Annotated in this window: 21 protein-coding genes; 14 read left to right on the forward strand and 7 right to left on the reverse strand. The window is 41.4% G+C overall.

The features are described 5' to 3' along the window. Positions 1 to 20 precede the first annotated feature (20 nt). From DCK90_RS15745 to DCK90_RS15760, 4 genes are all read right to left on the reverse strand, one after another. Positions 21 to 848: a sugar phosphate nucleotidyltransferase gene (locus DCK90_RS15745; RefSeq protein ID WP_234414772.1), complete on the reverse strand. Its 828-nt coding sequence runs from the start codon at positions 846 to 848 to the stop codon at positions 21 to 23. A gap of 5 nt (positions 849 to 853) precedes the next feature. Further along, complete coding sequence (locus tag DCK90_RS15750; protein ID WP_108247168.1) at positions 854 to 1,906, reverse strand: GHMP family kinase ATP-binding protein; 1,053 nt, start codon at positions 1,904 to 1,906, stop codon at positions 854 to 856. A gap of 16 nt (positions 1,907 to 1,922) precedes the next feature. Then, on the reverse strand, positions 1,923 to 3,311 hold the full coding sequence (locus tag DCK90_RS15755) for a Gfo/Idh/MocA family protein (RefSeq protein WP_108247169.1): 1,389 nt from the start codon (positions 3,309 to 3,311) through the stop codon (positions 1,923 to 1,925). Between the two features lie 97 nt (positions 3,312 to 3,408). Beyond that, entirely contained in the window at positions 3,409 to 6,033 is a 2,625-nt protein-coding gene (locus tag DCK90_RS15760) for a valine--tRNA ligase (protein WP_108247170.1), read from the reverse strand. A 197-nt stretch (positions 6,034 to 6,230) separates the two neighbouring features. On the opposite strand from DCK90_RS15760, the gene DCK90_RS15765 reads away from it, so the two are divergent. After that, complete coding sequence (locus DCK90_RS15765; RefSeq protein ID WP_108247201.1) at positions 6,231 to 6,617, forward strand: DUF1573 domain-containing protein; 387 nt, start codon at positions 6,231 to 6,233, stop codon at positions 6,615 to 6,617. 58 nt (positions 6,618 to 6,675) lie between these two features. On the opposite strand, the gene DCK90_RS15770 is transcribed toward DCK90_RS15765, so the two are convergent. Continuing rightward, a complete protein-coding gene (locus DCK90_RS15770) occupies positions 6,676 to 7,974 on the reverse strand; it encodes a PDZ domain-containing protein (protein ID WP_229418505.1) in 1,299 nt (432 codons plus the stop codon). Between the two features lie 195 nt (positions 7,975 to 8,169). Here DCK90_RS15770 and DCK90_RS15775 point away from each other — a divergent pair, with 195 nt between their 5' ends. The 9 genes from DCK90_RS15775 to DCK90_RS15815 all read left to right on the forward strand — a co-directional run bounded on the left by DCK90_RS15775 (position 8,170) and on the right by DCK90_RS15815 (position 16,966). Continuing rightward, the gene (locus DCK90_RS15775) at positions 8,170 to 9,363 is read left to right on the forward strand and encodes a pyridoxal phosphate-dependent aminotransferase (RefSeq protein ID WP_108247172.1); all 1,194 of its coding nucleotides are present in this window, start codon (positions 8,170 to 8,172) and stop codon (positions 9,361 to 9,363) included. After that, positions 9,360 to 10,376: a UDP-N-acetylmuramate dehydrogenase gene (gene murB / locus DCK90_RS15780; RefSeq protein WP_108247173.1), complete on the forward strand. Its 1,017-nt coding sequence runs from the start codon at positions 9,360 to 9,362 to the stop codon at positions 10,374 to 10,376. The genes DCK90_RS15775 and murB overlap by 4 nt, the downstream gene beginning before the upstream one ends. Positions 10,377 to 10,579: 203 nt before the next feature. Continuing rightward, on the forward strand, positions 10,580 to 11,146 hold the full coding sequence (locus DCK90_RS15785) for an RNA polymerase sigma factor (protein ID WP_108247174.1): 567 nt from the start codon (positions 10,580 to 10,582) through the stop codon (positions 11,144 to 11,146). Next, positions 11,143 to 11,901: an anti-sigma factor gene (locus DCK90_RS15790; protein WP_108247175.1), complete on the forward strand. Its 759-nt coding sequence runs from the start codon at positions 11,143 to 11,145 to the stop codon at positions 11,899 to 11,901. The genes DCK90_RS15785 and DCK90_RS15790 overlap by 4 nt, the downstream gene beginning before the upstream one ends. An 82-nt stretch (positions 11,902 to 11,983) precedes the next feature. Beyond that, a complete protein-coding gene (locus DCK90_RS15795; protein WP_108247176.1) occupies positions 11,984 to 12,193 on the forward strand; it encodes a membrane or secreted protein in 210 nt (69 codons plus the stop codon). A gap of 27 nt (positions 12,194 to 12,220) precedes the next feature. Then, positions 12,221 to 12,781, forward strand: coding sequence for an RNA polymerase sigma factor (locus DCK90_RS15800; RefSeq protein WP_108247177.1), 561 nt, complete (start codon positions 12,221 to 12,223; stop codon positions 12,779 to 12,781). Positions 12,782 to 12,843: 62 nt separating this feature from the next. After that, positions 12,844 to 13,719, forward strand: coding sequence for a lipoyl synthase (gene lipA, locus DCK90_RS15805; protein WP_108247178.1), 876 nt, complete (start codon positions 12,844 to 12,846; stop codon positions 13,717 to 13,719). Positions 13,720 to 13,736: 17 nt separating this feature from the next. Continuing rightward, positions 13,737 to 14,747, forward strand: a complete 1,011-nt coding sequence (gap, locus tag DCK90_RS15810; protein WP_108247179.1) for a type I glyceraldehyde-3-phosphate dehydrogenase — start codon at positions 13,737 to 13,739, stop codon at positions 14,745 to 14,747. Further along, positions 14,744 to 16,966, forward strand: a complete 2,223-nt coding sequence (locus DCK90_RS15815; protein WP_108247180.1) for an ATP-binding protein — start codon at positions 14,744 to 14,746, stop codon at positions 16,964 to 16,966. The genes gap and DCK90_RS15815 overlap by 4 nt, the downstream gene beginning before the upstream one ends. On the opposite strand, the gene lpxK is transcribed toward DCK90_RS15815, so the two are convergent. Beyond that, complete coding sequence (gene lpxK, locus DCK90_RS15820; protein ID WP_108247181.1) at positions 16,963 to 17,961, reverse strand: tetraacyldisaccharide 4'-kinase; 999 nt, start codon at positions 17,959 to 17,961, stop codon at positions 16,963 to 16,965. The two genes, DCK90_RS15815 and lpxK, sit on opposite strands and share 4 nt — an antisense overlap. A 48-nt stretch (positions 17,962 to 18,009) precedes the next feature. Between lpxK and DCK90_RS15825 the strand changes: the two genes are divergently transcribed. Together DCK90_RS15825 and DCK90_RS15830 are read left to right on the forward strand one after the other, a co-directional pair. Next, on the forward strand, positions 18,010 to 19,104 hold the full coding sequence (locus DCK90_RS15825; RefSeq protein WP_108247182.1) for a Nif3-like dinuclear metal center hexameric protein: 1,095 nt from the start codon (positions 18,010 to 18,012) through the stop codon (positions 19,102 to 19,104). 5 nt (positions 19,105 to 19,109) lie between these two features. Next, positions 19,110 to 19,889, forward strand: a complete 780-nt coding sequence (locus tag DCK90_RS15830) for a zinc ribbon domain-containing protein (protein ID WP_108247183.1) — start codon at positions 19,110 to 19,112, stop codon at positions 19,887 to 19,889. A 78-nt stretch (positions 19,890 to 19,967) separates the two neighbouring features. On the opposite strand, the gene DCK90_RS15835 is transcribed toward DCK90_RS15830, so the two are convergent. Beyond that, positions 19,968 to 21,317 carry an FAD-dependent oxidoreductase gene (locus DCK90_RS15835; RefSeq protein WP_108247184.1) on the reverse strand — a complete coding sequence of 450 codons (1,350 nt, stop codon included), beginning with the start codon at positions 21,315 to 21,317 and terminating at the stop codon, positions 19,968 to 19,970. 141 nt (positions 21,318 to 21,458) lie between these two features. On the opposite strand from DCK90_RS15835, the gene DCK90_RS15840 reads away from it, so the two are divergent. Both DCK90_RS15840 and DCK90_RS15845 read left to right on the forward strand, forming a co-directional pair. Further along, complete coding sequence (locus tag DCK90_RS15840; RefSeq protein WP_108247185.1) at positions 21,459 to 21,608, forward strand: DUF2256 domain-containing protein; 150 nt, start codon at positions 21,459 to 21,461, stop codon at positions 21,606 to 21,608. Then, positions 21,598 to 22,896, forward strand: coding sequence for a DASH family cryptochrome (locus tag DCK90_RS15845; RefSeq protein ID WP_108247186.1), 1,299 nt, complete (start codon positions 21,598 to 21,600; stop codon positions 22,894 to 22,896). The genes DCK90_RS15840 and DCK90_RS15845 overlap by 11 nt, the downstream gene beginning before the upstream one ends. Position 22,897: the final 1 nt, after the last annotated feature.

Consider the following 22,897-nt stretch of genomic DNA (forward strand, 5'->3'; position numbering starts at 1 on the left):
TGGGGTTATATGCCTTTAAGTTAATCTAAATTTTTAAATAACTGAATATCATTTGCATCCGTTAGATCAGGAATGTGCTCGGAGCGTGGAATACAAAGTACACTTTTCGGTTGTTCCTCCACCAAAACGGCCACGGCCTTGGGCAGTTCCTTTTCGTCGCGAACAGGATCAATGGGGCAGTTTTTTAAGTACGGATAAATCCCGTTGCCTGAAAAACTAAAAATGTTCATACTTACCCTAAGCTGACCGGATGCATCCTTGTACTTTGGAACCTCTTCCACATTTGGTTTTTCAACAATTTGTTGTAGAAATCCATCCTCGGAAATATCCATGACGGCAAACTTGGCAATACGCTCCTCGGTATAATCGAAACCTGAACTGCCATAACTGATCAGCGCATGAGGAGCCTCCCTATCCTCTCTCAAATCTCGTAATGCGCCAACGGAGTACAGGTTATCGCCATTACAGACAGTGAATGTACCCTGCTTTAATTCGGGATACTGGTCCAAACATTGTTGAAGGGCATCCGCGGTACCTAAAGGTTTTGTTCTTCCTTCCGGTACCGATTGAACGGCCAAGAACACTTCCAGCCCATTTGGAAAACCATCTTGATCTTTCAAATCCTGAAAAGTAGCATTTTCAGGACTTGTGATCAAGTATAATTTCGCATATCCCGCCTCGACAGCATTCTGCACCAAATAGTATAGGAAGGGTCTCCCTTTCTTACCAACAGGAATCAAGCTTTTATGGGGGATGTTGTCCATGACTTGGTCATCCCGTTGTTTTAAACTCCTTTTCATTCGTGAAGATGCACCACCTACCATGATGATCAAACTTGTATTATCCATTTTCATCAACTTGTTAGTTCTACGGCGTATACCACTTTCGCTCCTTTTTCCAAAAATGCCTGTTTCACCCTTTCTTCCGCATCATCTGGAACCATGGCCACCATACAGCCACCTCCGCCCGAACCGATTATTTTGGTTCCAATGGCTCCTGCCTCGCATGCAGCGTCCATCATATGTATCATTTCCAGAGGGGTATTTTGTATTTCTTTTTGAAGAATCATTTGGTGCTGATTCATTAAATCACCCAGAAATTGGATGTTGGGGTTTGGATTCAACAACTCTTTTTTAGCTTCCAATGTGATGTGGTAATTGTAAATAGCGGCATACCAATATCCCTGAAGCCCCTCGGGCACCAAATCTACATATGCGTCGTAATCCGACAAGCTGGCGTGCTCCAATTCAAATGAGGAATGGACCTTTTTAACGGCATCCACCGCCCGTTGTTGATACACCCTAGCGTTTTTTAAAACTTCCAAAGTTTTTTTGGGGACCCCCGATTCAGCGACCAACAACTTGCCCAGACTAGCACTTAAACGAGTACTCTCTCCATTTTTTGTATCAATATAAATCAAGCCTTTTTGTGCTATGGTATATTGATCCATCAATCCACCAGGCTGATTAAAAAACAGCACTTCGGCTTCGTAGGCCCATCTCCCAATTTGATAATCGCTGATTTCTTCTGATTTTCCCTGCGTCGCCACTAAAAAGCGAATCCATGCTACCACCAAAGCGGAAGAACTGGACAGCCCCGCATTCACCGGAATATTACCCGATATTTCGATATCATAGCCTTGATTCAACTGAAAGCCTTCCCTTTTTAGCACAGCCATGACCGACCTAAAATAATCATCGGGTCGAACGTTTTTTAAATTATCATCCAGAGCAATTTTTGCTTCTTCCCGTAGGTCCAACAACTTTAAAAGATATGTTTTATTAGTATTGGGAGTGGCTCTCAAATTTATAAAACGGTCTATGGTCCCAGCAATTACGGGCAATCCCAAATAATCTTGATGGTCCCCATAAAAACAGATTCGGGCGGGTACTTTTATTTCAATCATTAATACTATAATCTACTTAACTAATTATTTGCAACGGTTCGGTATTCTTCCAGTTGCCTCTGGTAAAATCGGGGAACGGCTGAGGTGCTCCAGCGCTTGCCACTGAGCGTTCGCTCAATGGGGAAACGGCGCTCCAAAGGCAACCTTCGTACACATTTTGGTCCAAAGGCAATCCTTTTTGAAGACATTCCACTATGCGATATACCATGATACCGTCCATGCCCCCATGTCCACTGCCCTTGGCAGCTTCGTTCAATCTTTTATACAAGGGGTGGTCATACTTTTCATATAGTTTCTCCAATTCCTCGCCCTGAACCCATGAATGATGGTCTTCCGTAAGCCCTTCCACACCTCCTTCCACAGCTACGCGGGTCGGGAACCCTGCCAGAATGCCTTTGGTTCCCTGAACCAAGTTCAACCGGGAATATGGTCTTGGACTGGTTTCGTCCCATTGCACCATAATGGTTTTTCCAAAATGGGTTTTGATGATGGATGTATTCAAATCGCCACCTTTAAAATCCAACTGGTTCCATTTGTGGTCGGCGACATAATTTTTTTCAGCATAAAGTTCCCGCCCTCTCGATGGCGTGGAGAAAGAAACCAAACTGCCAAAGGTATCTTCTCCTCTACCCAAACTCATGTACTGGGCCACTGGACCCAATCCATGGGTAGGATATAAATTTCCGTTACGGTTGGCATAATGATGGGTGCGCCACGACCCTGTTCCCCGCTCCTGCTCTTCCATCTGCCAACGTAATTCGTGGATATAGGCTGCCTCGCCATGAAGAATCTCTCCAATTAAACCTTGGCGGCACATATTGAGAAACATCAACTCATCTCGACTATAGTTGACGTTTTCCAGCATCATGCAATGCCTCTGGGTACGCTCGCTGGCATCTACAATATCCCACATCTCCTGAATGGTGGTGGCCATCGGCACCTCAACAAAAGCATGGGCACCGTGCTCCATGGCTCCGATGGCCATTGGGGCATGGTTGGCCCAATTGGTGGCAATAAAAACTATATCCGGCTGTACCTCCTTGAGCATGGTTTGCCATTCATCTTCGCCTCCCCAGTATTGGGCTATATTTTTATGCCGATTTTCTCCTGCGGCGTCTTTTACCCATTTTGTTTTTTCTTTAACCAAGTCTTCATAAAGGTCACAGATAGCAACTACTTCAGTACCCTCCAAAGCGGCAAAAAACTTGGCATGTGTGCCTCCCCGGGCCCCCACTCCAATAAAAGCAGCGCGAACCTTTTCCAATTTAGGAGCCGCAAATCCGCCCATGTAAGTTGATGAAAATGGTCTTTCCGAATTGGCTTTTAAATACGATGGAACTATGGATACTGCGGCTGCGGTCAACGAAGTCTTTTGAATAAAACTTCTTCTATTGAGATTTTTCATGGGTATTTGAGTTGTAGTCTTATTTGCTGTGTCAAAGTATGAAAAATAAAAGGGAAGTTAACCTCCCTTTAAAATCAATACAACGTGTAAAATTCTATTATTGTAAACTAGCCAAACTCTTTTCCAAAGTTTCGATTTTGGCTTCGGCATCGGCAGCTTTTTTACGTTCCATTTCCACCACTTGTTCGGGTGCGTTATTCACAAAACGCTCGTTGCTCAATTTTTTTTCAACGGATTTTAAAAATCCTTTGGTGTAATTGAGTTCCTCTGTAATCTTGGCAATTTCCGCCTCAACATCAATAGCTCCGCTCATAGGAATAAAGTACTCATTGCTTTTTACCCTAAAGGTCAGGGCTCCGTCCAAACTAGCATCGACCGTCTCCAGTCTTGAGAGGTTTCCTAATTTGATAATGATGGCATCCATGTCCGAATCTACACCCTCGGCATTCAGCACAAAAAGTTCCAATGCATCTTTTTGAGGAATATTTTTCTCCTTTCTGATGGTTCTAACACCTGAAATCACTTCCGAAGCAAAATCAAAATCCGCTATCAAAGCTGAATCCACTTCCTTTGCATCGGGCCATTGAGAAACTATCAACGCATCTTCTGGTGTACGTTCCGCGATGTGCTGCCAAACTTCCTCCGTTAAAAAAGGCATAAATGGGTGGAGCAACTTTAAGTTTTCTTCAAAAAGGGCCAATACCTCATTATACGTTTTTTGGTCAATGGGTTTTTGATACTCAGGCTTTACAATTTCCAATAACCAAGAACAGAAATCGTCCCAAACCAATTTATAGGTAGCCATCAACGCATCGGAAATACGGTATTTGGAGAAATGGTCCTCAATCTCTACCAAGGTTTGATTGAATTTGGCCTTGTACCACTCGATTCCTTTTTGTGCTGCCTCCGGTTGCGGAATATCTGCTACTTCCCATCCTTTTACCAATCGGAAGGCATTCCAAATTTTGTTGGCGAAGTTGGCTCCTTGCTGACAAAGGGCTTCATCGAATAGCAGGTCGTTACCTGCCGCTGAACTCAACAATAATCCAACACGAACCCCATCGGCCCCAAAATCTTCTATCAATTTAAGGGCATCGGGCGAGTTGCCCAAGGATTTGGACATTTTTCGACGTTGCTTGTCACGTACCAATCCTGTGAGGTAAACATTTTCAAAAGGTCGTTTCCCCCTGTATTCATAACCGGCTATGATCATTCTGGCCACCCAGAAGAACAAAATGTCGGGTCCGGTCACCAAATCATTGGTCGGGTAATAATAGTTTACCTCGTCGTTTTCCGGTTCCAAGATTCCTCCAAATACGCTGATGGGCCATAACCAGGAGGAGAACCAAGTATCCAGAACATCCGGGTCTTGGCGTAAGTCCGATAGTTGCAGTTCCGGTTTTTTGGCCTTTGCCAGTTCCAATGCTTCTTCGGCAGTTTCGGCCACCACAAAATCTTCTTTACCATCGCCGTAGTAGTAGGCTGGTATTTGTTGCCCCCACCATAATTGACGGGAAATGTTCCAATCCCGGATGTTTTGCATCCAGTGGCGATAGGTATTATCGAACTTTGATGGGTATAGTTTAACGTCCTTGGTTTCCAAAACCCCATCCAAAGCAGGTTTTGACAGGTTTTCCATTTTCAAGAACCACTGGTCCGAAAGCCTCGGCTCGATTACGGCCTTAGTCCTTTCAGATGTACCGACTTTATTGGTATGTTGTTCGGTTTTGACCAAAAACCCTTTTTCTTCCAATTCTTTGGAAATTTCCTTTCGCACCACAAAACGGTCTTTTCCTTCATAATGAAGGCCAAAAGAATTAAGGGTCGCATCTTCGTTGAAGATATCTACCACATCTAGGCCGTGTTTATCCCCTAGATTTTTATCGTTCTCATCATGTGCAGGGGTAACTTTTAAGCAACCTGTACCAAATTCAACATCGACATACTCGTCCTCTATAATAGGTATAACCCTGCCAGAAATTGGGACAATGGCCTTTTTTCCCCTTAAATGATGATATCTTTCATCATTTGGGTTGATACAAATCGCGGTATCGCCCAAAATGGTCTCTGGACGTGTAGTGGCTATGGTCACTTTTTCGTCTGAATCTTCAATGGCGTACGAGAGATAATATAGATTCCCTTGTCGCTCTTCATAAATAACTTCTTCATCAGAAAGCGTGGTCTTGGCCTCTGGGTCCCAGTTCACCATTCGATACCCCCTGTAAATCAAACCTTTGTTATATAAATCGACAAAAACTTTTATTACCGATGCTGACATATCGTCATCCATCGTGAATTTAGTCCGTTCCCAGTCGCAGGAACAGCCCAGTTTTTTCAACTGCTGAAGGATTACCCCTCCATATTCATTCGTCCAATCCCAAGCATGTTTAAGAAACTCATCGCGGGACAATTTGGACTTATCGACACCATCTGCCTTTAGCTTGGCCACTACTTTAGCTTCTGTAGCAATAGAAGCGTGGTCCATTCCCGGCACCCAACATGCATTTTTTCCCAAGAGCCTGGCTCTTCGAATAAGAACATCTTGAATGGTATTGTTGAGCATATGCCCCATATGAAGCACCCCGGTAACGTTTGGTGGGGGAATTACTATGGTGTACGGTTCCCTTTCATCGGGTTTGGAACTAAAATAATCGTGCTCCGACCAGTAGGCATACCAATGCTCTTCAACCCGTTTTGGGTCATATTTTGATGGAATTTCCATTTTACGGTATAGTTTTTGTTAATAAGACTGTGATTGGTTTTTTTGAAAGGAAAGCAAAATGTTAATTTTACGCTATTCTTCAGCTTAGGACCAATTCAGAAATACGAAACAAAAATAAGTAACGTTATTCTATAACAAAAGAATTTTGGATGCAGGTATCAAAACATCTACATTTGAAGTTCACCCAAAAACCAAAAATGATGAAAAAAACTGTACTGATGCTGTTTATAGGGCTTTTATCCTTAGGGGTATACGCTCAAGAAACCGCTAAAATCGAATTTAAGAGCGAGACCATTGATTACGGAGAAATTGAAAGAGGTAGCGATGGTGTTCGTGTATTTGAATTTACCAATACAGGTGATGCTCCTTTGGTAATCAGCGATGTTAAATCTAGCTGTGGATGTACCATCCCCAAAAAGCCAGAAGAGCCGATTATGCCTGGAAAAGTGGGTAAAATCGAAGTAAAATATGACACAAACAGAGTTGGCCCCATCAGAAAGGCCATTACTGTAACCTCAAATGCTGACACTCCAACCAAGGTACTTAAAATAAAAGGTACCGTTAAAAGTCCTGGAGCTAAGTAAGAAGAAGAGAATTATATTTTAAAAGCCCCAAAATCAATTGATTTTGGGGCTTTTTATTTTAATCATCGTCGTCAAACATCTTCTTAAGGACAAAGGTGAAGAGCAGGTCGGTGTTATATCTTTCAATAAGAACTTTGATTCGTTTCCCTTCCCGTTCATTTATCATTTTAAGTATTTCCTGTAGCTTGTATTTGTGGACTTTTTTCCCGTTTACGGCCAATATAACATCTCCTTCACGTAAACCAGCCTCTGCAGCAGGGCTACCGGCACGGATACCGGACACCACTATTTCTGGAACCAAACTCAGCCTTGTCTTGTTCTCCAACAAAATTTGAACGTTACCAAACGTATCGCCATTGTCTTCCTTGACAAGCCCATTAACATCCGCAATACTCTCAGCGATATATCTTAAACCATTGTGTTGCAAATCGATTCCTGCCAAGTTATATTGAAAGGGTTCATTAAAATTACCGTTCATTTTTAGGGTGACCAGACCTCTGCCATAATCAAAAACCATGTTGAAACGTTTGAGCACTTCTCCTCCCAAACTACCGTTTCGGCCATTCAAGCTATCAATCCCCTGAAAAGACTCTCTATAAGGAAAAGCTACCTTGGCTTCATCCAGTTTAAAATCACCTATCTGGACTCCATTGATTTTACTCCGTTTTCCAAAAATATCGCCGCTCAGCCCTCTTCCCAGATGGTCTTCATAATTTTTTTCGGGTATTTCCAATCCCTTTTCGGGTTCGGGAAACAACCAAAGTGCATCACTGCTCCCAGTATCTACAAGCAATTTCACGTTAATATTTGCCGTATCCTTCATCAATACCGTTCCCTCAACATATGCTTTTCTTTTTTCTACCAACAAAGGAATGGTCTGTCTGTTTCTTCTCTCCTTATATGTATAAAGTTCAGGATTGTGCAGTTTCAGTTTTCTAGCGCTATAGTTCACTTCAACAATAAAATCACGGAATAGGTCATAGCCCATTATGCCATGTACGGGAATTCCCAATGTCGTTGAAAAATCGATTCCTCGATCCATCACCACATATAGATCCTGAGCAAAATTTATCGCTTTGCCCAACCTAAATATATTCCTTTTGGAACTCAAGGCTTTCATAGGCTTACCATCTCCCAGACCACGTATGGTGACTTCTGAAACATTGTTGATGGGTATGGAATCAGATTCCGATAGATTGAAAAGAATAGGCTTGCTTACACCGGAATCGAGTATAAAGGTCAGTTCAACCCCGTTAATCTCCACAGGAATGATGATGAGGTTATTTATGAGTTCAAAATTGATTCGCTGGAATTTCTTATCCTCGGGCAATTCAAAACCCTGCGCCAAAATAAACATTGGCACAATTAAAAGAAGCATAAAAATAAAACCCTTTCTCATCGACATACACAAAATAATCACCTCTTCACTAAGAAATATACAAAATAAGGTTTGAACCCAATCATATTTTAACATTTCCAATAGCAATTAATTTATGTTCAATCTTGTTGTTTTCGATATTAGGTTTTCTCATTTTTGCCAAAACTTTAGTTCATGCCAAGCATTTCAAAGAAAGGGATTCAAATGCCCGCATCACCCATCCGAAAATTAGTGCCCTACGCAGAGGCCGCCAAAAAACGAGGAACCCATGTAATACACCTTAATATTGGACAGCCCGATATTAAAACTCCAAAAGTGGCTTTAGATGCGGTTCGCAACCATAACATTGAGGTTCTTGAGTATAGCATGACCCAAGGCTCCGAGGAGTACCGGAAAAAAATTGCGGACTACTATACAAAACAGGACATTTTTGTTGATGCTGAAGATATTATAGTGACCACGGGCGGTTCCGAGGCATTATCGTTTACCTTGGGAACCATTATGGACAATGATGATGAAATTATCATACCCGAACCATTTTATGCAAATTATAATGGTTTTGCCACAGCTGTAGGTGTTAAGGTCAAACCCATTGCTTCATCTATTGAAAATAACTTTGCACTTCCCCCCATTTCCAAGTTTGAAGACCTTATCACCCAAAAAACTAAAGCTATACTCATATGTAATCCCGGGAACCCAACAGGATATCTTTATAGCAAGGAAGAAATTCATCAGTTGGCGGAATTGGTTAAAAAATACAATCTTTTCCTCGTGGCCGATGAGGTGTACCGCGAATTTACCTATGATGGCAGGGAACATTACTCGATTCTTCAGGTAGAGGGATTGGAAGAGCACGCCATTGTCGTGGATTCCGTTTCCAAAAGATACAGTATGTGCGGTGCACGTATTGGCTGTATGATTTCAAAAAATACCGAGGTTATCGGTACTGCGCTAAAATTTGCACAAGCCCGTTTATCTCCGCCAACTTTTGCTCAGATTGCCAGTGAAGCCGCTTTGGAAACCCCACAATCTTATTTTGATGATGTAATCGACGAATATGTTTCACGAAGAAACCTTTTAATCACCGAGCTCAACAAATTGGAAGGTGTAAAGGTCGCCACACCTCAAGGTGCCTTTTATTGTGTCGCAGAACTTCCGATTAAGGATGCGGACCACTTTGCACAATGGTTGTTGGAAAGTTTTGAGATAGATGGAAATACGGTGATGGTAGCTCCCGCTGCCGGTTTTTATGCAACACCTGGCTTGGGAAAAAATCAGATTAGAATTGCCTATGTGCTGGAAAAAGAGCAACTTGTAAAGGCAGTCCATATTTTAGGAAAGGCTTTAAGAGAGTATAACGCCCAGTGAACATACAGGAAAACATATCCTTAAAAAACTATAACACCTTCGGCATTGACGTTAGGGCACGGTTCTTTGTTGAAATAACAGGTCTTGTACAGCTTCAAAAAGTACTGGAACTCAAGGCATACCCCAAAAAGTTCATCATCAGCGGAGGAAGCAACATGCTACTTACCAAAGATATAGATGCTTTGGTGGTACACATAAAACTAAAGGGCATCTCTATTGTTGAAGAAAATGAGAATTTTGTAGAGGTCAAGGCAATGGCCGGCGAGAATTGGCACGAACTCGTTATGTGGAGTCTGGAACAAGGATTTGGCGGACTCGAGAATCTTTCGCTCATCCCGGGCAACGTTGGTACTGCACCCATCCAAAATATTGGCGCCTATGGCGTTGAACTAAAAGATGTTTTTGTGAGTTGTGCAGCCATGGACGTCAAAACCGGGGAGCTAGAGGGTTTTGATAACGAAGCATGCGAGTTTGGGTATAGGGATTCCATTTTCAAGAATGAGGCGAAGGATAAATATATCATCACTTCGGTAGTACTCAAATTGACCAAGAAAGACCATGTACTTCACACAGGCTACGGTTCCATTGAGAACGAATTGAAGGAAAAGGGCATTGTACATCCGACAATCAGGGATATTTCCGACGCTGTCATCGCCATACGCAGAAGTAAACTGCCCGACCCAAAGGAAATAGGCAATAGTGGCAGCTTTTTTAAAAATCCGGTAATTTCCCAAAAAGCGTTTGATAGGTTCACCAAAAAAAATCCGAATGCCCCTTTTTATGAAATGGACGATAATCAATTTAAGATTCCCGCCGGTTGGCTGGTGGAACAATGCGGTTTTAAAGGAAAACGCTTTGGTGACGCAGGTGTGCACGAAAAGCAGGCCCTTGTGTTGGTTAACCACGGAAGTGCCACTGGCAAAGAGATTCTTGACCTAAGCAAAAAAATTCAAGACGAAGTGCAAAAAACCTTTAAGATAAAGATCCAACCTGAAGTTAATATAATAAAATAACCCCCGCATTGAAGTCAATAACGAGGGTTATACCAAACCAAACTAACCAAATTTATGTATGTCGTCAGGGCTTTGAAACCCCTTATTTCTATTCAAAATTTACAAGACAAAAAAGCTTTTTCTGCCTTAGCTTTGTTTTATATACGAGATAAATCCTATTTTAGATTTTGGCCCCATAAAAAATTTTACCAAAAGCATCATTAATGAGCACATTGATCGAGAGACATATTGTTTCACTCCTTGAGGAAAAAGACGACAAAGCTATTTCCTTACTTTATGAAAATTATGGGGACACCTTGTTCGGTGTTGCTTTTAAGGTAGTAAAAGATGAGGATTTGGCCCAAGATGTACTACAGGAAAGTTTCATAAAAATTTGGAAAAAAGCCGACACCTACGATGCTTCCAAAGCAAAACTTTTCACCTGGTTGTTCAGGATTGTAAGAAACACGGCCATAGATAAGTTACGTAGTGTAACCAATAAATCGGATAAGGAAATCCAAATCGACGTTTCAGACGTATATAATGTTGGAGTGAAGGCCATTAACCCGGAACATCTGGACATCCAAGAAAACTTGGACAAAATAGAAGATAAGTACAGAATTGTTTTAGAGGCCCTATTTTTTGAAGGAATGACGCAGCAAGAGGCAAGTGATGAATTGGACATACCTTTGGGAACCATAAAATCCCGGTTAAAAATAGGACTTAGGGAACTTGGAAAGATTTACGGAACAACAATGTCCCTGCTCTTAATCTTAAATTTGTTGTCATGAAAGAAAAAGTAAAAATATTTTTAGAGTCCGACATTTTAGAGAAATACCTTTTGGGAGACACCACTAAAGAGGAATCCCAAAAAGCGGAAAGATATATTGCCATGTATCCCGATGTGCGGGAGACCTATGAAGTGCTCCAGAAAAACTTGGAGACCTTTGCCAACATGTATGCCAAGAAAACCCCGGAAGGCTTAAAGGACATTATAATTGCCAGTGCACGAAAAGAAACCATGGTAAGCAAAAGGTACATGAGGTATGCCGTTGCAGCCAGTATCGCCATTATGATTTTCGCCGGCTCCTCCCTATTCTTTTGGAACCAGAACAAAACATTACAGGAAGAAAACACCCTCGTAACCAACCAAATCAAGTATTTGGAGGATAACATGAAGGACCAATTGGCTGACATGAGAAACCAGTTTATCGTTCTTAACAATCCCGCAACCAAGAAATATCAAGTAAGGGGTGAACGTGAGGCAAAGGAACTCAAGGCCATTGCATACATAAACCCTGTTAAAAAACTGTCGTACATTAATGTGAGCAACGTTCCGGAACTTCCCGAAGACAAATGTTTTCAAATGTGGGCAGAGGTCAATGGAGAACTGGTAAACTTGGGTGTCATCAAAGATTTTGACGAAAAAGACAAACTTCTTGCCTTACCCTACGCTGACAATGCTGTGGGATATATCACCATTGAACCAAAAGGCGGAAACAATATTCCATCTGTAGACAATATCGTAGCCAATATCAATTACTAATAAAATAGAGTTTACGGTAAAGAAACCTTAAACATTCCGACCTTTAAGAAGGTATTTTGTACCTTTGTACAAAAGTTGGATTATGAAGCTAGTATTGGTCACCATTGGATTGTTAGCACTTGCATTTGCAGGAATCGCCATCAAAATCTGGGGTAAAAAGAACGGCGAGTTTGCCGGAACATGTGCAAGTCAAAGTCCTTTTTTGAACAAGGACGGTGAGGCTTGTGGTTTTTGCGGAAAACTACCGGAAGAACAAGATTGCAAGAAAGATACCGTTACGAATACCCAATAAAATTAATTCTTAGGCAAGCCTTATTATTTGGAAAAAACCGACGATTCCATCAAGGAGATTATACAAAGGGCAAAAGAGGGAAACCAAATTGCCTTTAGTAACCTCGTTGACACTTTTTGGAACGATGTGTACGGTTTTCAAATGCTTCGCACCAAAAATGAAAACGATGCCGAGGACATTACCATAAGGACTTTTTCCAAAGCATTCGATAAAATCGATACCTACGACGAAAACTACGAGTTCAAGACTTGGCTCATCACCATCTCCAAAAACCTTCATGTAGATCTTCTCAGAAAACGCAAAAGAAGTCTAATGAACGAAATGGAATCCCGCGGAGACGAGGTAAAAAAAGTTTTGGATGAAACTCCCACCGTAGAGGACCGCTTGATTACGGAACAAAATCTGGCCAACCTCTTGCAGGATATCAAAAAAATGAAGCCGCACTATCAGAAAGTAATCAATCTGCGGTATTTTCAAGAAATGAGTTATGCCGATATAGCCAAGGAACTCAATGAACCCGTCAATAACATAAAGGTGAAATTGCTCCGTGCCAAAAAACTTTTGGCAGAAATCATCAAAAAAAAGTGACTTCTTCCAAGTCACATAGTTTCTTTCCCAGTTTCGTATCTTTGTACTTCTAAATTTGTTCTATGAGCACAAGCGTAGCAGAAAACGTAATACCACCTAAAGGAAAGCCAAAGTGGCTAAGGGTTAAGCTTCCAACGGGCAAAAAATATACCCAGCTCAGGGGGCTTGTGGACAAGTACGACCTACATACCATTTGCACCTCCGGTAGCTGCCCAAATATGGGTGAATGTTGGGGTGAAGGTACCGCTACATTTATGATTTTGGGAAATATCTGTACCCGCTCCTGTGGGTTCTGTGGTGTAAAAACAGGACGCCCGGAAACTGTGGATTGGGCGGAGCCGGAAAAAGTGGCACGCTCCATAAAAATCATGAACATTAAGCATGCCGTGCTCACCTCTGTAGATCGAGATGACCTAAAAGACATGGGATCCATCATCTGGGCAGAAACGGTAAAAGCCGTAAGGCGCATGAACCCGGAAACAACAATGGAAACTTTGATTCCTGATTTCCAAGGAATCCCCACCCATTTGGACAGGATATTGAAAGTAGCCCCTGAAGTGATTTCCCATAACATGGAAACCGTAAAAAGGCTAACACGAGAGGTTAGAATACAAGCCAAATACGAAAGAAGTCTGGAAGTATTGGACTATTTGAAGAAAAACGGAGCAAACAGGACCAAATCGGGCATTATGCTTGGTTTGGGCGAAGAAGAGAGCGAAGTTATCTCCACTATGGAAGACCTACGAAAAGCGAATGTGGATGTAATCACTATTGGGCAGTACCTCCAGCCTTCAAAAAAACACCTCCCGGTAAAACAATTTATCCTCCCGGAACAATTTAAAAAATACGAGGAATTAGGACTGGAAATGGGCTTTAGACATGTAGAAAGCGGAGCTTTGGTCCGTTCATCCTACAAAGCACATAAGCACATACACTAGTACGGTACCCCATCATCATGAAAAACATCACTGTTGGTATAAATGGCTTCGGTCGTATAGGTAGAACCCTTTTTAGACTTTTGCTCAACCATCCGAACATCAATGTGGTAGCCATAAACGATTTGGCCAATGCCGAAACCTTGGCCCATCTGCTAAAATATGACAGTATCCATGGTGTATTGCCCTTTGATGTATCGCACCAAAATGGACATATTCTTGTTGATGGCAACAAAATACCGGTACTCAATCACAATCATCCAAAAGAAATAGATTGGAAATCCCATGGGGTGGATATCGTGGTCGAATCCACTGGAAAATTTAAGACAAGAGCGGATTTGGGCCTACACATAAAAAATGGGGCCAAAAAAGTAATACTTTCCGTTCCGCCGTTGGACGACTCTATAAAAATGGTGGTATTGGGCGTAAACGAGAAAATCCTGGACAAGGACGACCAAATTATCTCCAACGCGTCCTGCACTACCAACAATGCTGCACCCATGATTAAAGTTATCAACGAACTGTGCGGCATAGAACAAGCGTACATCACAACGGTACATTCCTATACCTCTGACCAAAGCCTTCACGATAGTCCCCACAGAGACCTTCGTAGGTCCAGAGCCGCAGGGCAATCCATAATCCCTACCACAACCGGCGCAGCAAAGGCATTGACCAGTATCTTTCCAGAACTATCAAATGTTATAGGCGGATGTGGTATACGAGTCCCCGTGCCCAACGGGTCATTGACCGATATTACTTTCAACGTCATACAAGAAACCTCGATTGAAAAAATAAATACTACCTTTAAAAGGCAAGCGGAAAACAACCTTAAAGGAATTCTTAATTACACCGAAGACCCTATTGTTTCTATCGACATAAACAATAGTTGTTACTCTTGTACGTTTGATTCATTGATGACCTCCGTAATCGGGAAAATGGTAAAGATTATCGGATGGTACGATAATGAAACTGGATATTGTTCCAGAATTATTGATTTAATAGCTTTGCTGATAAAGAAAAATTACGTTTGATCGCAATCTTATTGAACAAAAGAGCAGGTCTTAAATGGCCGTTTCTACTATGCTTAATATTGTGCATACAAACTACTATTGCCCAAAACGACGGCAATTCAGCATCCAATGTCAAGGAAATCTTTAATGATTTTATGAGGTACCGCCACGAAAACAATGTGGACAAAGCCCTTGAAACGCTGAGCCAAGCAGCCAATATTGCAGAAAGAAATGAAGACTCCAAACTATTGTTGGATACATATCACCAATACGCCAGACTCTTTTTGGAAGAAGGCGACTATGAAACGGCGATTTTTTATTGGGACCGTGCCAGCATACTATTAAAGGATACCTCTTATTCGTTTGGGCAAGCCTTTCACCTATATCTGGATGCATCCCTTAGATATTCCGAAGGAAACAATTTCCAGGCCCTCAAGCAGCTGGAAGAATCAAGAAAGCTAAGCAACAACAGAAACCTTACCAACAATATTCTGTTGCAAGAAGCCTATATCTACACCAATATAGAAAAATACAACGATGCCATAAAGAACCTTCATGCACTTATCGTCAATTCTGATGACAAGGAACGGGCCTATCTGGCAACCAGGGCCAATCTCCAATTGGCAAAAATAAGCGTTACCCTTAACGACTTGGAAGAAGGGATTGTCCATTCCAAAGCTGCTCTGGAGCTAGCCGAGAAACATGGCTTTTCCAAAGAAATCAAAAATGCCTACGAGCAATTGTCCAATATCTACGAAGCAAACGGTAACTACTCAGAGTCATTATTGTATGCAAAGGGACTTTCCAAAATGAAAGATTCCATATTCAATGTGGAAAAAGCAAAGCTTGATGCAAATACGGCAGATAAAGTCCGATTTGAACACCAAATGAACGAGCTCAACAAGCTACAGGCAAAAAACGAAGAGTTGAGCGAATCCAAAAACCGTTCAGAGATCACTGCCATCCTGACCTCTGCTTTTTTGACCATAATCTCTTTATTGGCAGTTTCCTTGTTCCGAAACAACCAAATAAAATTAAAGACCAATGACCTGCTCTACACAAAGAACAAAGAGCTGGAATTGGCGCGTGATGCAGCAGTATCGGCCATGGAGGCGAAAACCAACTTCTTGTCCACAGTAACGCACGAGCTGCGAACGCCATTGTACGCGGTAACCGGGCTCACCCACCTATTATTGGAGGAGAATCCATCCGAACACCAAAAAGAGCACTTAAAATCTTTAAAGTTTTCTGGGGAATACCTGCTCAATTTCATCAACGATATCCTACAGATAAATAAAATTGATGCAGAAAAGCTGGAACCTCTGAACATCGAGTTCAAGCTACATAAAGTGCTGGATGATGTTGTAGAATCCTTACAACAAAATGCCCACGAGAAAAAAACGGAACTTATTCTTGACTACGATCCAACAATTCCGAAAAAGTTGATGGGAGACCCCATCAAACTTTCACAAATCTTCATGAATTTGGTTGGCAACGCCCTTAAATTCACCAAAAACGGTAGGGTCGAGGTCATAGCCAAAATGCTTAAAAAAGAAGAGGACCAAGTAAAGATTTATTTTGAAGTGAGGGATAACGGAATCGGTATTTCGGAAGACCAACAAAAAAATATATTCGAAAGTTTTGAGCAGGGATCTATCCAAATCAATAGGGAATACGGTGGAACGGGCCTTGGCCTAACAATTGTAAAAAGTCTCTTGGGACTATTTGGAAGCACCATTCATCTGGAAAGTGAACTGGACCACGGTAGTTCTTTCTACTTTGAGATGGACTTGGATTATGAGAGCAAAGAAGGGGATGAAATTGCATTCGAGCTCAACCTTGATGAATTTCAGTTCAAAGGACTGCATGTACTCATAGTAGAGGACAACAAAATAAACCAGGTGATCACCAAAAAAATGCTCACCAAAAAAGAAATTACCTGCGACATTGCCAACAATGGTAACGAAGCCATTGACATGGCAAAAAATAATACCTACGATGCCATTCTAATGGACATCCACATGCCCGGTATAAGCGGAGAAGAGGCAACTCGCCAAATCCGTAAGTTTGATACGGTTATCCCAATTATAGCACTAACGGCTATTTCTTTGGACGACAGTCTGGACAGTTTCTATGACGCTGGCTGTAACGATGTGGTCACCAAACCTTTTAAACCTGAAGTGTTCTATCAAAAAATTGGGGAAAACATTTTTAGAAGCAAAATGGAAGGTTCCATTTAGAACAAATTCTCAATAGCATTTTTTAGTACAGATTCATCTTTTTCGGAAAAGCTATGGGCAATTTCCAAAAAGTAGAGCCTATCCAGCCTACCCTTTAATCGAACAAAATCCTTCTCCGTAGTAAGAATCAGTTCATAATCTTTAAATTGCGCAATGTCACTCTCACTAAAATGATGATGATCACCAAATTCAAAATGTTTACAATCAATCCCTGCACCATCAAGATAGCGGACCAAAGGGCCGGGAGAAGCGATTCCCGTCACCAAAGCCATCTTTTTGTTCTTCAATTCGTTCAATGGTATTTTCTCTTCTCCGCCATCACTTACATAACCGTGGTAAGCTAAATTGGCGAATAGCACCTGTTGATGTTTCAAAGGACCTAATTTCTCCTCGACAGCATTCCTCTCTATATCATCAATATCCTGTGGGCATTTTGTAACGATTATCAAATCTGCACGCTTGGCCTCCTTTTTTGCATCACGGAGACTGCCGGTGGGCAAATACCAGTCATCTACATATAAGTTTTGATGCGTGGTCAATAAAATGGAAAAAGTTGGTTTCACCTTTCTGTGCTGAAATGCATCGTCCAAAACAATCACCTCTGGGTTTACCAATTTTTCTAATTTCTCGATGCCATTCCGCCTATCCGCGTCCACTGCAACGGCCACTTCTGGAAATTTTTTATGCATCTGATAAGGTTCATCACCCAATTCCATTACAGTAGTCGCATCATTTGCCAAATAGAACCCTTTGGACTTACGTTTATATCCGCGACTCAACACCGCAGTTTTTCGGTTATTCAAAATACGCAGCAAATATTCCGTCATCGGCGTTTTTCCAGTCCCCCCAACACTCAAATTACCAACACAAATAGTCGGGGTTTCATACGATTTGGATGAAAAAATACCTGCATCGAACAAGAAGTTTCGAACATGCACCACCAAGGCGTAGATCAATGAAATGGGGAACGCTATTTTCCGAAGCAATTGAAGCATTGAACGAAAATATAATATTTTATCTTTAGCCCAATTAACATTTTTAAAATGACCGTTAACGAAATAGCAAAAGTGCTCGAGGAACTGGCCCCTTTGGCACACGCCGAAGACTTTGACAATGTAGGTTTATTGGTGGGCGACCCCAACATGAAAGTGGAGGGAGTTCTGGTAACCCTGGACACTTTGGAAAGCGTGGTCGACGAGGCCATCGAAAAAAAATGCAATCTCATCGTAAGCTTTCACCCTATTATTTTTAAAGGATTAAAAAGATTGACAGGAAGCAACTACGTGGAACGTGTGGTGCTTAAAGCTGTTTCCAACAACATTGCCATTTATAGCATGCATACCGCATTGGATAACAGTAAAATGGGGGTAAATGCCAAAATATGTGAAGTTTTGGGGCTTAAAAACCCAGAAATTTTGATTCCAAAAGCCAAGAGTATAAAAAAATTGACCACATATGCGCCCATCGCTGATGCTGAAAATATAAAACTAGCTTTGTTCAAAGCTGGCGCCGGCAACCTTGGGAAGTATAGTAATTGTAGCTATAGTTTAGATGGAATAGGAAGTTTTAAAGCGGAGAACGGAGCCAACCCAGCCGTTGGAAAAGTTGGTCAAATACACTCCGAAAAAGAAACACAAATCAATGTGGTATTCTCTTTTGAAAAAGAAAAAGACATTTTAAAAGCACTTTTTAATGCCCACCCTTATGAAGAAGTGGCCTATGAAGTATTGACCTTGGAGAATACCAACAAGGATTTAGGCATGGGAATGATAGGCGAACTTGATACCGATATGGACGAAAAACAGTTTCTGCTTTTAGCAAAAGACCAAATGAACGCGTCTGTTGTGAGGCATTCTAAACTATTGGGCAATAAGGTCAAAAAAGTCGCTATTTTAGGGGGAAGTGGAGCGTTTGCCATTGGAGCCGCAAAGAAGGCCGGTGCCGATATTTATGTTACCGCAGACCTTAAATATCACGATTTTTACCAAGCCGAAGATCAACTGGTAGTTGCCGATCTGGGGCACTTTGAAACTGAGCAGTTTACAAAAGATTTATTGGTTGATTATCTTACGAAAAAAATTCCTAATTTTGCAGTCTCTTTATCGGAGAGTATAACGAATCCCATCAAGTATTTATAAAATATATGGCGAATAAGAAAGAAAGCACTGTAGAGGACAAATTAAGGGCGCTGTACGATTTACAGCTTATCGACTCCAGAGTGGATGAAATCCGCAACGTTAGAGGCGAACTACCTTTGGAAGTACAGGACTTGGAAGACGAAGTTCTTGGTCTTAAGACAAGACTGGACAAATTAAAAACGGATGTTGAGACTGTTAACTTTGAGATTACTGCAAAGAAAAACCTTATCGACGAGTCCAAGGCGCTTATCAAAAAATATAGCGAACAGCAGAAGAATGTTAGGAACAGCCGCGAGTTCAATTCTTTGACCAAAGAGGTTGAATTCCAAGAATTGGAGATTCAGTTGGCCGAAAAGAACATAAAAGAGTTCAAGGCACAGATTGAGCAGAAAAAAGAGGTCATCGCACAGACCAAAGATAAATTGTCCGAGAGAGAAGGTCACCTAAAACATAAAAAAGGTGAATTGGACGCCATTCTTGCAGAAACTGAAAAAGAAGAAAAGGCCCTTTTGAAAAAATCAGAGGAGTACGAAGAAAAAATCGAAGACCGTTTGGTAAAAGCCTACAAAAGAATCCGACACAATGTGAAAAACGGTTTGGCCGTGGTTCCTGTTGAGCGTGGTGCTTCCGGAGGTTCTTTCTTTACCATTCCACCTCAGGTACAGGTTGAGATTGCTTCCCGCAAAAAAATAATTACCGATGAGCACAGTGGAAGGATTTTGGTAGACCCACTTTTAGCTGAAGAAGAGCAAGAAAGAATGGAAAAACTTTTTGCCAAGCTTTAAGCTTATCTAAAATAAACCAATAAAAAAGCCACCTTTTTGGGTGGCTTTTTCTTTTGAAATAAATAAGTATAAATACTTTTAACTCTCTTTTAAAAGTACTAATATTTTTTCCTCCACTTGTTTGGAGTCCCACTTTTCCTCAATGTTGGGCATTTGCATCACCTGTTGCATAACCTCTTCTTGCATATCCCCAATGGCCAAGGCCTCGGCATATGGTCTATCGGAAAAAGTAACACGACTATAAACCGGCACCCATTTTTCCGGATGCTTGGCGGCAAAATGCTTTTCAATTTTTTTCTGCAACAAGAACTTTGGGTCTGCTGTTTTACTACTCATCTCCACAAAGTTTCTGTAGCTGAGCTCTGCAATGGCGTCCGCATTTGGCTTCCTTGCTTCTTGATACTCAGAAAAAATGGTATCCCAATCGTACCCATGTTTTTCCATCAATTTGTTGAGCACATAGATATCCTCAAAGCCAGCATTCATCCCTTGTCCGTAAAAAGGAACAATGGCATGTGCGGAGTCACCTACCAAGGCCACCTTATCCCAATAGGTCCAAGGATAGCACTTCATGGTCACCATAGCACTTGTGGGATGATTAAAAAAGTCTTTGGTAAGGTCTTCTATATCCTTGCGTACATTGGGAAAATATGTCTTAAAAAATTCTCTGGCATCATCTTCGGTCTTGATACTCTCAAATGAAACTTCACCTTCAAAAGGCAAAAAGAGCGTACAAGTAAAACTTCCATCTACATTGGGCATGGCTATGAGCATAAACTCACCGCGGGGCCAAATATGAAATGAATTTTTATCCAACTTATGAGTTCCGTCCTCATTTGCTGGTATGGTAAGCTCCTTGTAACCGACATCGATGAAATTCTGGGAATAATTGAACCTGCTCCTACGTTGCATTTTATGACGAACGCGTGAAAATGCCCCATCACAACCAAAAATCACATCATATTGATATTCCTTCCATTCACTCTTTTCCGTTTCTCCAGTAAAAATTTTGGCACTTGGTAAATCAACGTCCCAAACTTTTTCATTAAATCGGAAAACTGCACCTTCTTCTTCCGCAAGATCTATCATTCGTTTGTTAAGTATTCCTCTTGAAATAGACCAAATAGCTTCTCCATCCTTTCCATACTTTTGGAAATACATGGGTTTGTCGTTCACGTGTATCGCCCTTTTATCCAATGGAATGGCAATTTCTTTGATTTTTGTACCAATGCCCACCTCATCGAGCGAACGCCACCCGCGATTGCTCATTGCCAAGTTAATCGACCTTCCTGAAAACTTGATAGTCCTTATATCCGGTCTCCTATCAAAAACGGTAACCGTATGTCCATTTTTTCTAAGATAAATTGCTAAAAGGGAACCCACCAATCCGGAACCGATGATGGCTATATTTTTTGGAGTCTGTGCCATAGATGCCCAATGGGCTGAATTCTGATTAAAAGAGTAAAAATAAGCATTTTGACGGTTAAACTATCCTGATTCCTAGGTTTCGCTTGAGACAAGCTTTATTTTGTTTAATTTTTTATTACTTTTATTAAACAACATATTTCCTTGAGTCATAAGAAGCCACTTTTGCCGGTAAAAATTTGTCCTGTCTGCCAACGTCCGTTTGCTTGGCGAAAAAAATGGGCCAGGGATTGGGAGCATGTCATCTATTGCAGTGAACGATGCAGAAAAAATAAAAACACGTATGAAGACTAACCTAATCTGGTTTGGAAATAACCTTAGAGTACAAGATAATGAAGCCTTGCTCCTATCGGCGCAGACCGACCGATTGATAGCAGTATACTTTTTTGATCCTAGAAATTACCAAATAGGCCCATTTGGCTTTAAGAAGACAGAATGTTTCAGGGCTAAGTTTTTATTGGAGTCTGTTCATCAACTTCAAAAAAATCTAGAAAAACTCAACATCACCTTGCTAGTTTTCCATGAAAAACCTGAAGACAAAATTCCCGAGTTGGTGGAGCAGTTCAATATCAATCATATTTTTCTTCAGCATGAGTGGATTTCGGAGGAGAACCAAGTGATTCAAAACGTTCAAGACCGTTTACCTAAGACCGTATCACTCCGCAAAACATTCGACCAGTTCCTTTTTCATCCCGAGGACATTCCTTTTGATTCTTACTCACAGATTCCGCAGGTTTTTACGGTTTTCCGCAAAAAGTGCGAGAAACACGTTCAGGTAAGGCCTTGTTTTGAGAAACCGAAAGTATTTCCAAAGGAAAATCGGATAGGTCTCCCTAAAAATCTCCCTAGTTTACATGATCTGGGATTTTCTCCTTTTGATACAGACCATAGATCGGCCTTCCCTTTTATTGGTGGTGAAAACGATGCGCTACATCGAATGCAACATTACTTCTGGGATACCAAAAAACTGGCTTACTACAAAAAAACCAGAAACGGACTCGTAGGCACGGATTACAGTTCCAAATTTTCACCATGGTTGGCAAATGGCAGTATTTCCGCCCGTACGATTTATTGGGAAGTAAAGCGCTTTGAAACTGAGGTTCAGAAAAATCAGGATACCTACTGGTTGATTTTTGAACTAATATGGCGTGATTACTTCAAATATGTTTCCCTAAAACATGGCAATCAGATTTTTAAAATTGATGGTATCCTTCAAAAGGAGTATGACTGGCACTCCAATGAAGCTGCTAAAAGTGACTGGATCAATGGAGAAACGGACGATGATTTTGTAAATGCCAATATGATAGAGCTAAAGAACACAGGTTGGATGAGCAACCGTGGGCGACAGAACGTGGCAAGTTATTGGTCCAAACACCTGCTACAGGATTGGCGCATCGGTGCTTCTTATTTTGAAGCTATGCTTATTGACTACGATGTACACAGCAATTGGGGCAATTGGATGTACAACAGTGGTGTTGGCAACGACCCACGGAACAGAACTTTCAATACCAAAAGACAAGCAGAACACTACGACCCAAACAAAAAATTCCAGAGTCTTTGGCTCCAACCCACCTTATTTTGAT

It is taken from the genome of Muricauda brasiliensis (genome assembly GCF_003057865.1).
Taxonomy (GTDB): domain Bacteria; phylum Bacteroidota; class Bacteroidia; order Flavobacteriales; family Flavobacteriaceae; genus Flagellimonas; species Flagellimonas chongwuensis.

Excerpts from the sequence above, each read along its gene's own strand:
- DCK90_RS15745 (WP_234414772.1), bottom strand. The coding sequence starts at position 848 with ATGGATAATACAAGTTTGATCATCATGGTAGGTGGTGCATCTTCACGA.
- DCK90_RS15750 (WP_108247168.1), bottom strand. The coding sequence starts at position 1,906 with ATGATTGAAATAAAAGTACCCGCCCGAATCTGTTTTTATGGGGACCAT.
- DCK90_RS15755 (WP_108247169.1), bottom strand. The coding sequence starts at position 3,311 with ATGAAAAATCTCAATAGAAGAAGTTTTATTCAAAAGACTTCGTTGACC.
- DCK90_RS15760 (WP_108247170.1), bottom strand. The coding sequence starts at position 6,033 with ATGGAAATTCCATCAAAATATGACCCAAAACGGGTTGAAGAGCATTGG.
- DCK90_RS15765 (WP_108247201.1), top strand. The coding sequence starts at position 6,231 with ATGATGAAAAAAACTGTACTGATGCTGTTTATAGGGCTTTTATCCTTA.
- DCK90_RS15770 (WP_229418505.1), bottom strand. The coding sequence starts at position 7,974 with ATGTTTATTTTGGCGCAGGGTTTTGAATTGCCCGAGGATAAGAAATTC.
- DCK90_RS15775 (WP_108247172.1), top strand. The coding sequence starts at position 8,170 with ATGCCAAGCATTTCAAAGAAAGGGATTCAAATGCCCGCATCACCCATC.
- DCK90_RS15785 (WP_108247174.1), top strand. The coding sequence starts at position 10,580 with ATGAGCACATTGATCGAGAGACATATTGTTTCACTCCTTGAGGAAAAA.
- DCK90_RS15790 (WP_108247175.1), top strand. The coding sequence starts at position 11,143 with ATGAAAGAAAAAGTAAAAATATTTTTAGAGTCCGACATTTTAGAGAAA.
- DCK90_RS15795 (WP_108247176.1), top strand. The coding sequence starts at position 11,984 with ATGAAGCTAGTATTGGTCACCATTGGATTGTTAGCACTTGCATTTGCA.
- lipA (WP_108247178.1), top strand. The coding sequence starts at position 12,844 with ATGAGCACAAGCGTAGCAGAAAACGTAATACCACCTAAAGGAAAGCCA.
- gap (WP_108247179.1), top strand. The coding sequence starts at position 13,737 with ATGAAAAACATCACTGTTGGTATAAATGGCTTCGGTCGTATAGGTAGA.
- lpxK (WP_108247181.1), bottom strand. The coding sequence starts at position 17,961 with ATGCTTCAATTGCTTCGGAAAATAGCGTTCCCCATTTCATTGATCTAC.
- DCK90_RS15825 (WP_108247182.1), top strand. The coding sequence starts at position 18,010 with ATGACCGTTAACGAAATAGCAAAAGTGCTCGAGGAACTGGCCCCTTTG.
- DCK90_RS15830 (WP_108247183.1), top strand. The coding sequence starts at position 19,110 with ATGGCGAATAAGAAAGAAAGCACTGTAGAGGACAAATTAAGGGCGCTG.
- DCK90_RS15835 (WP_108247184.1), bottom strand. The coding sequence starts at position 21,317 with ATGGCACAGACTCCAAAAAATATAGCCATCATCGGTTCCGGATTGGTG.
- DCK90_RS15845 (WP_108247186.1), top strand. The coding sequence starts at position 21,598 with ATGAAGACTAACCTAATCTGGTTTGGAAATAACCTTAGAGTACAAGAT.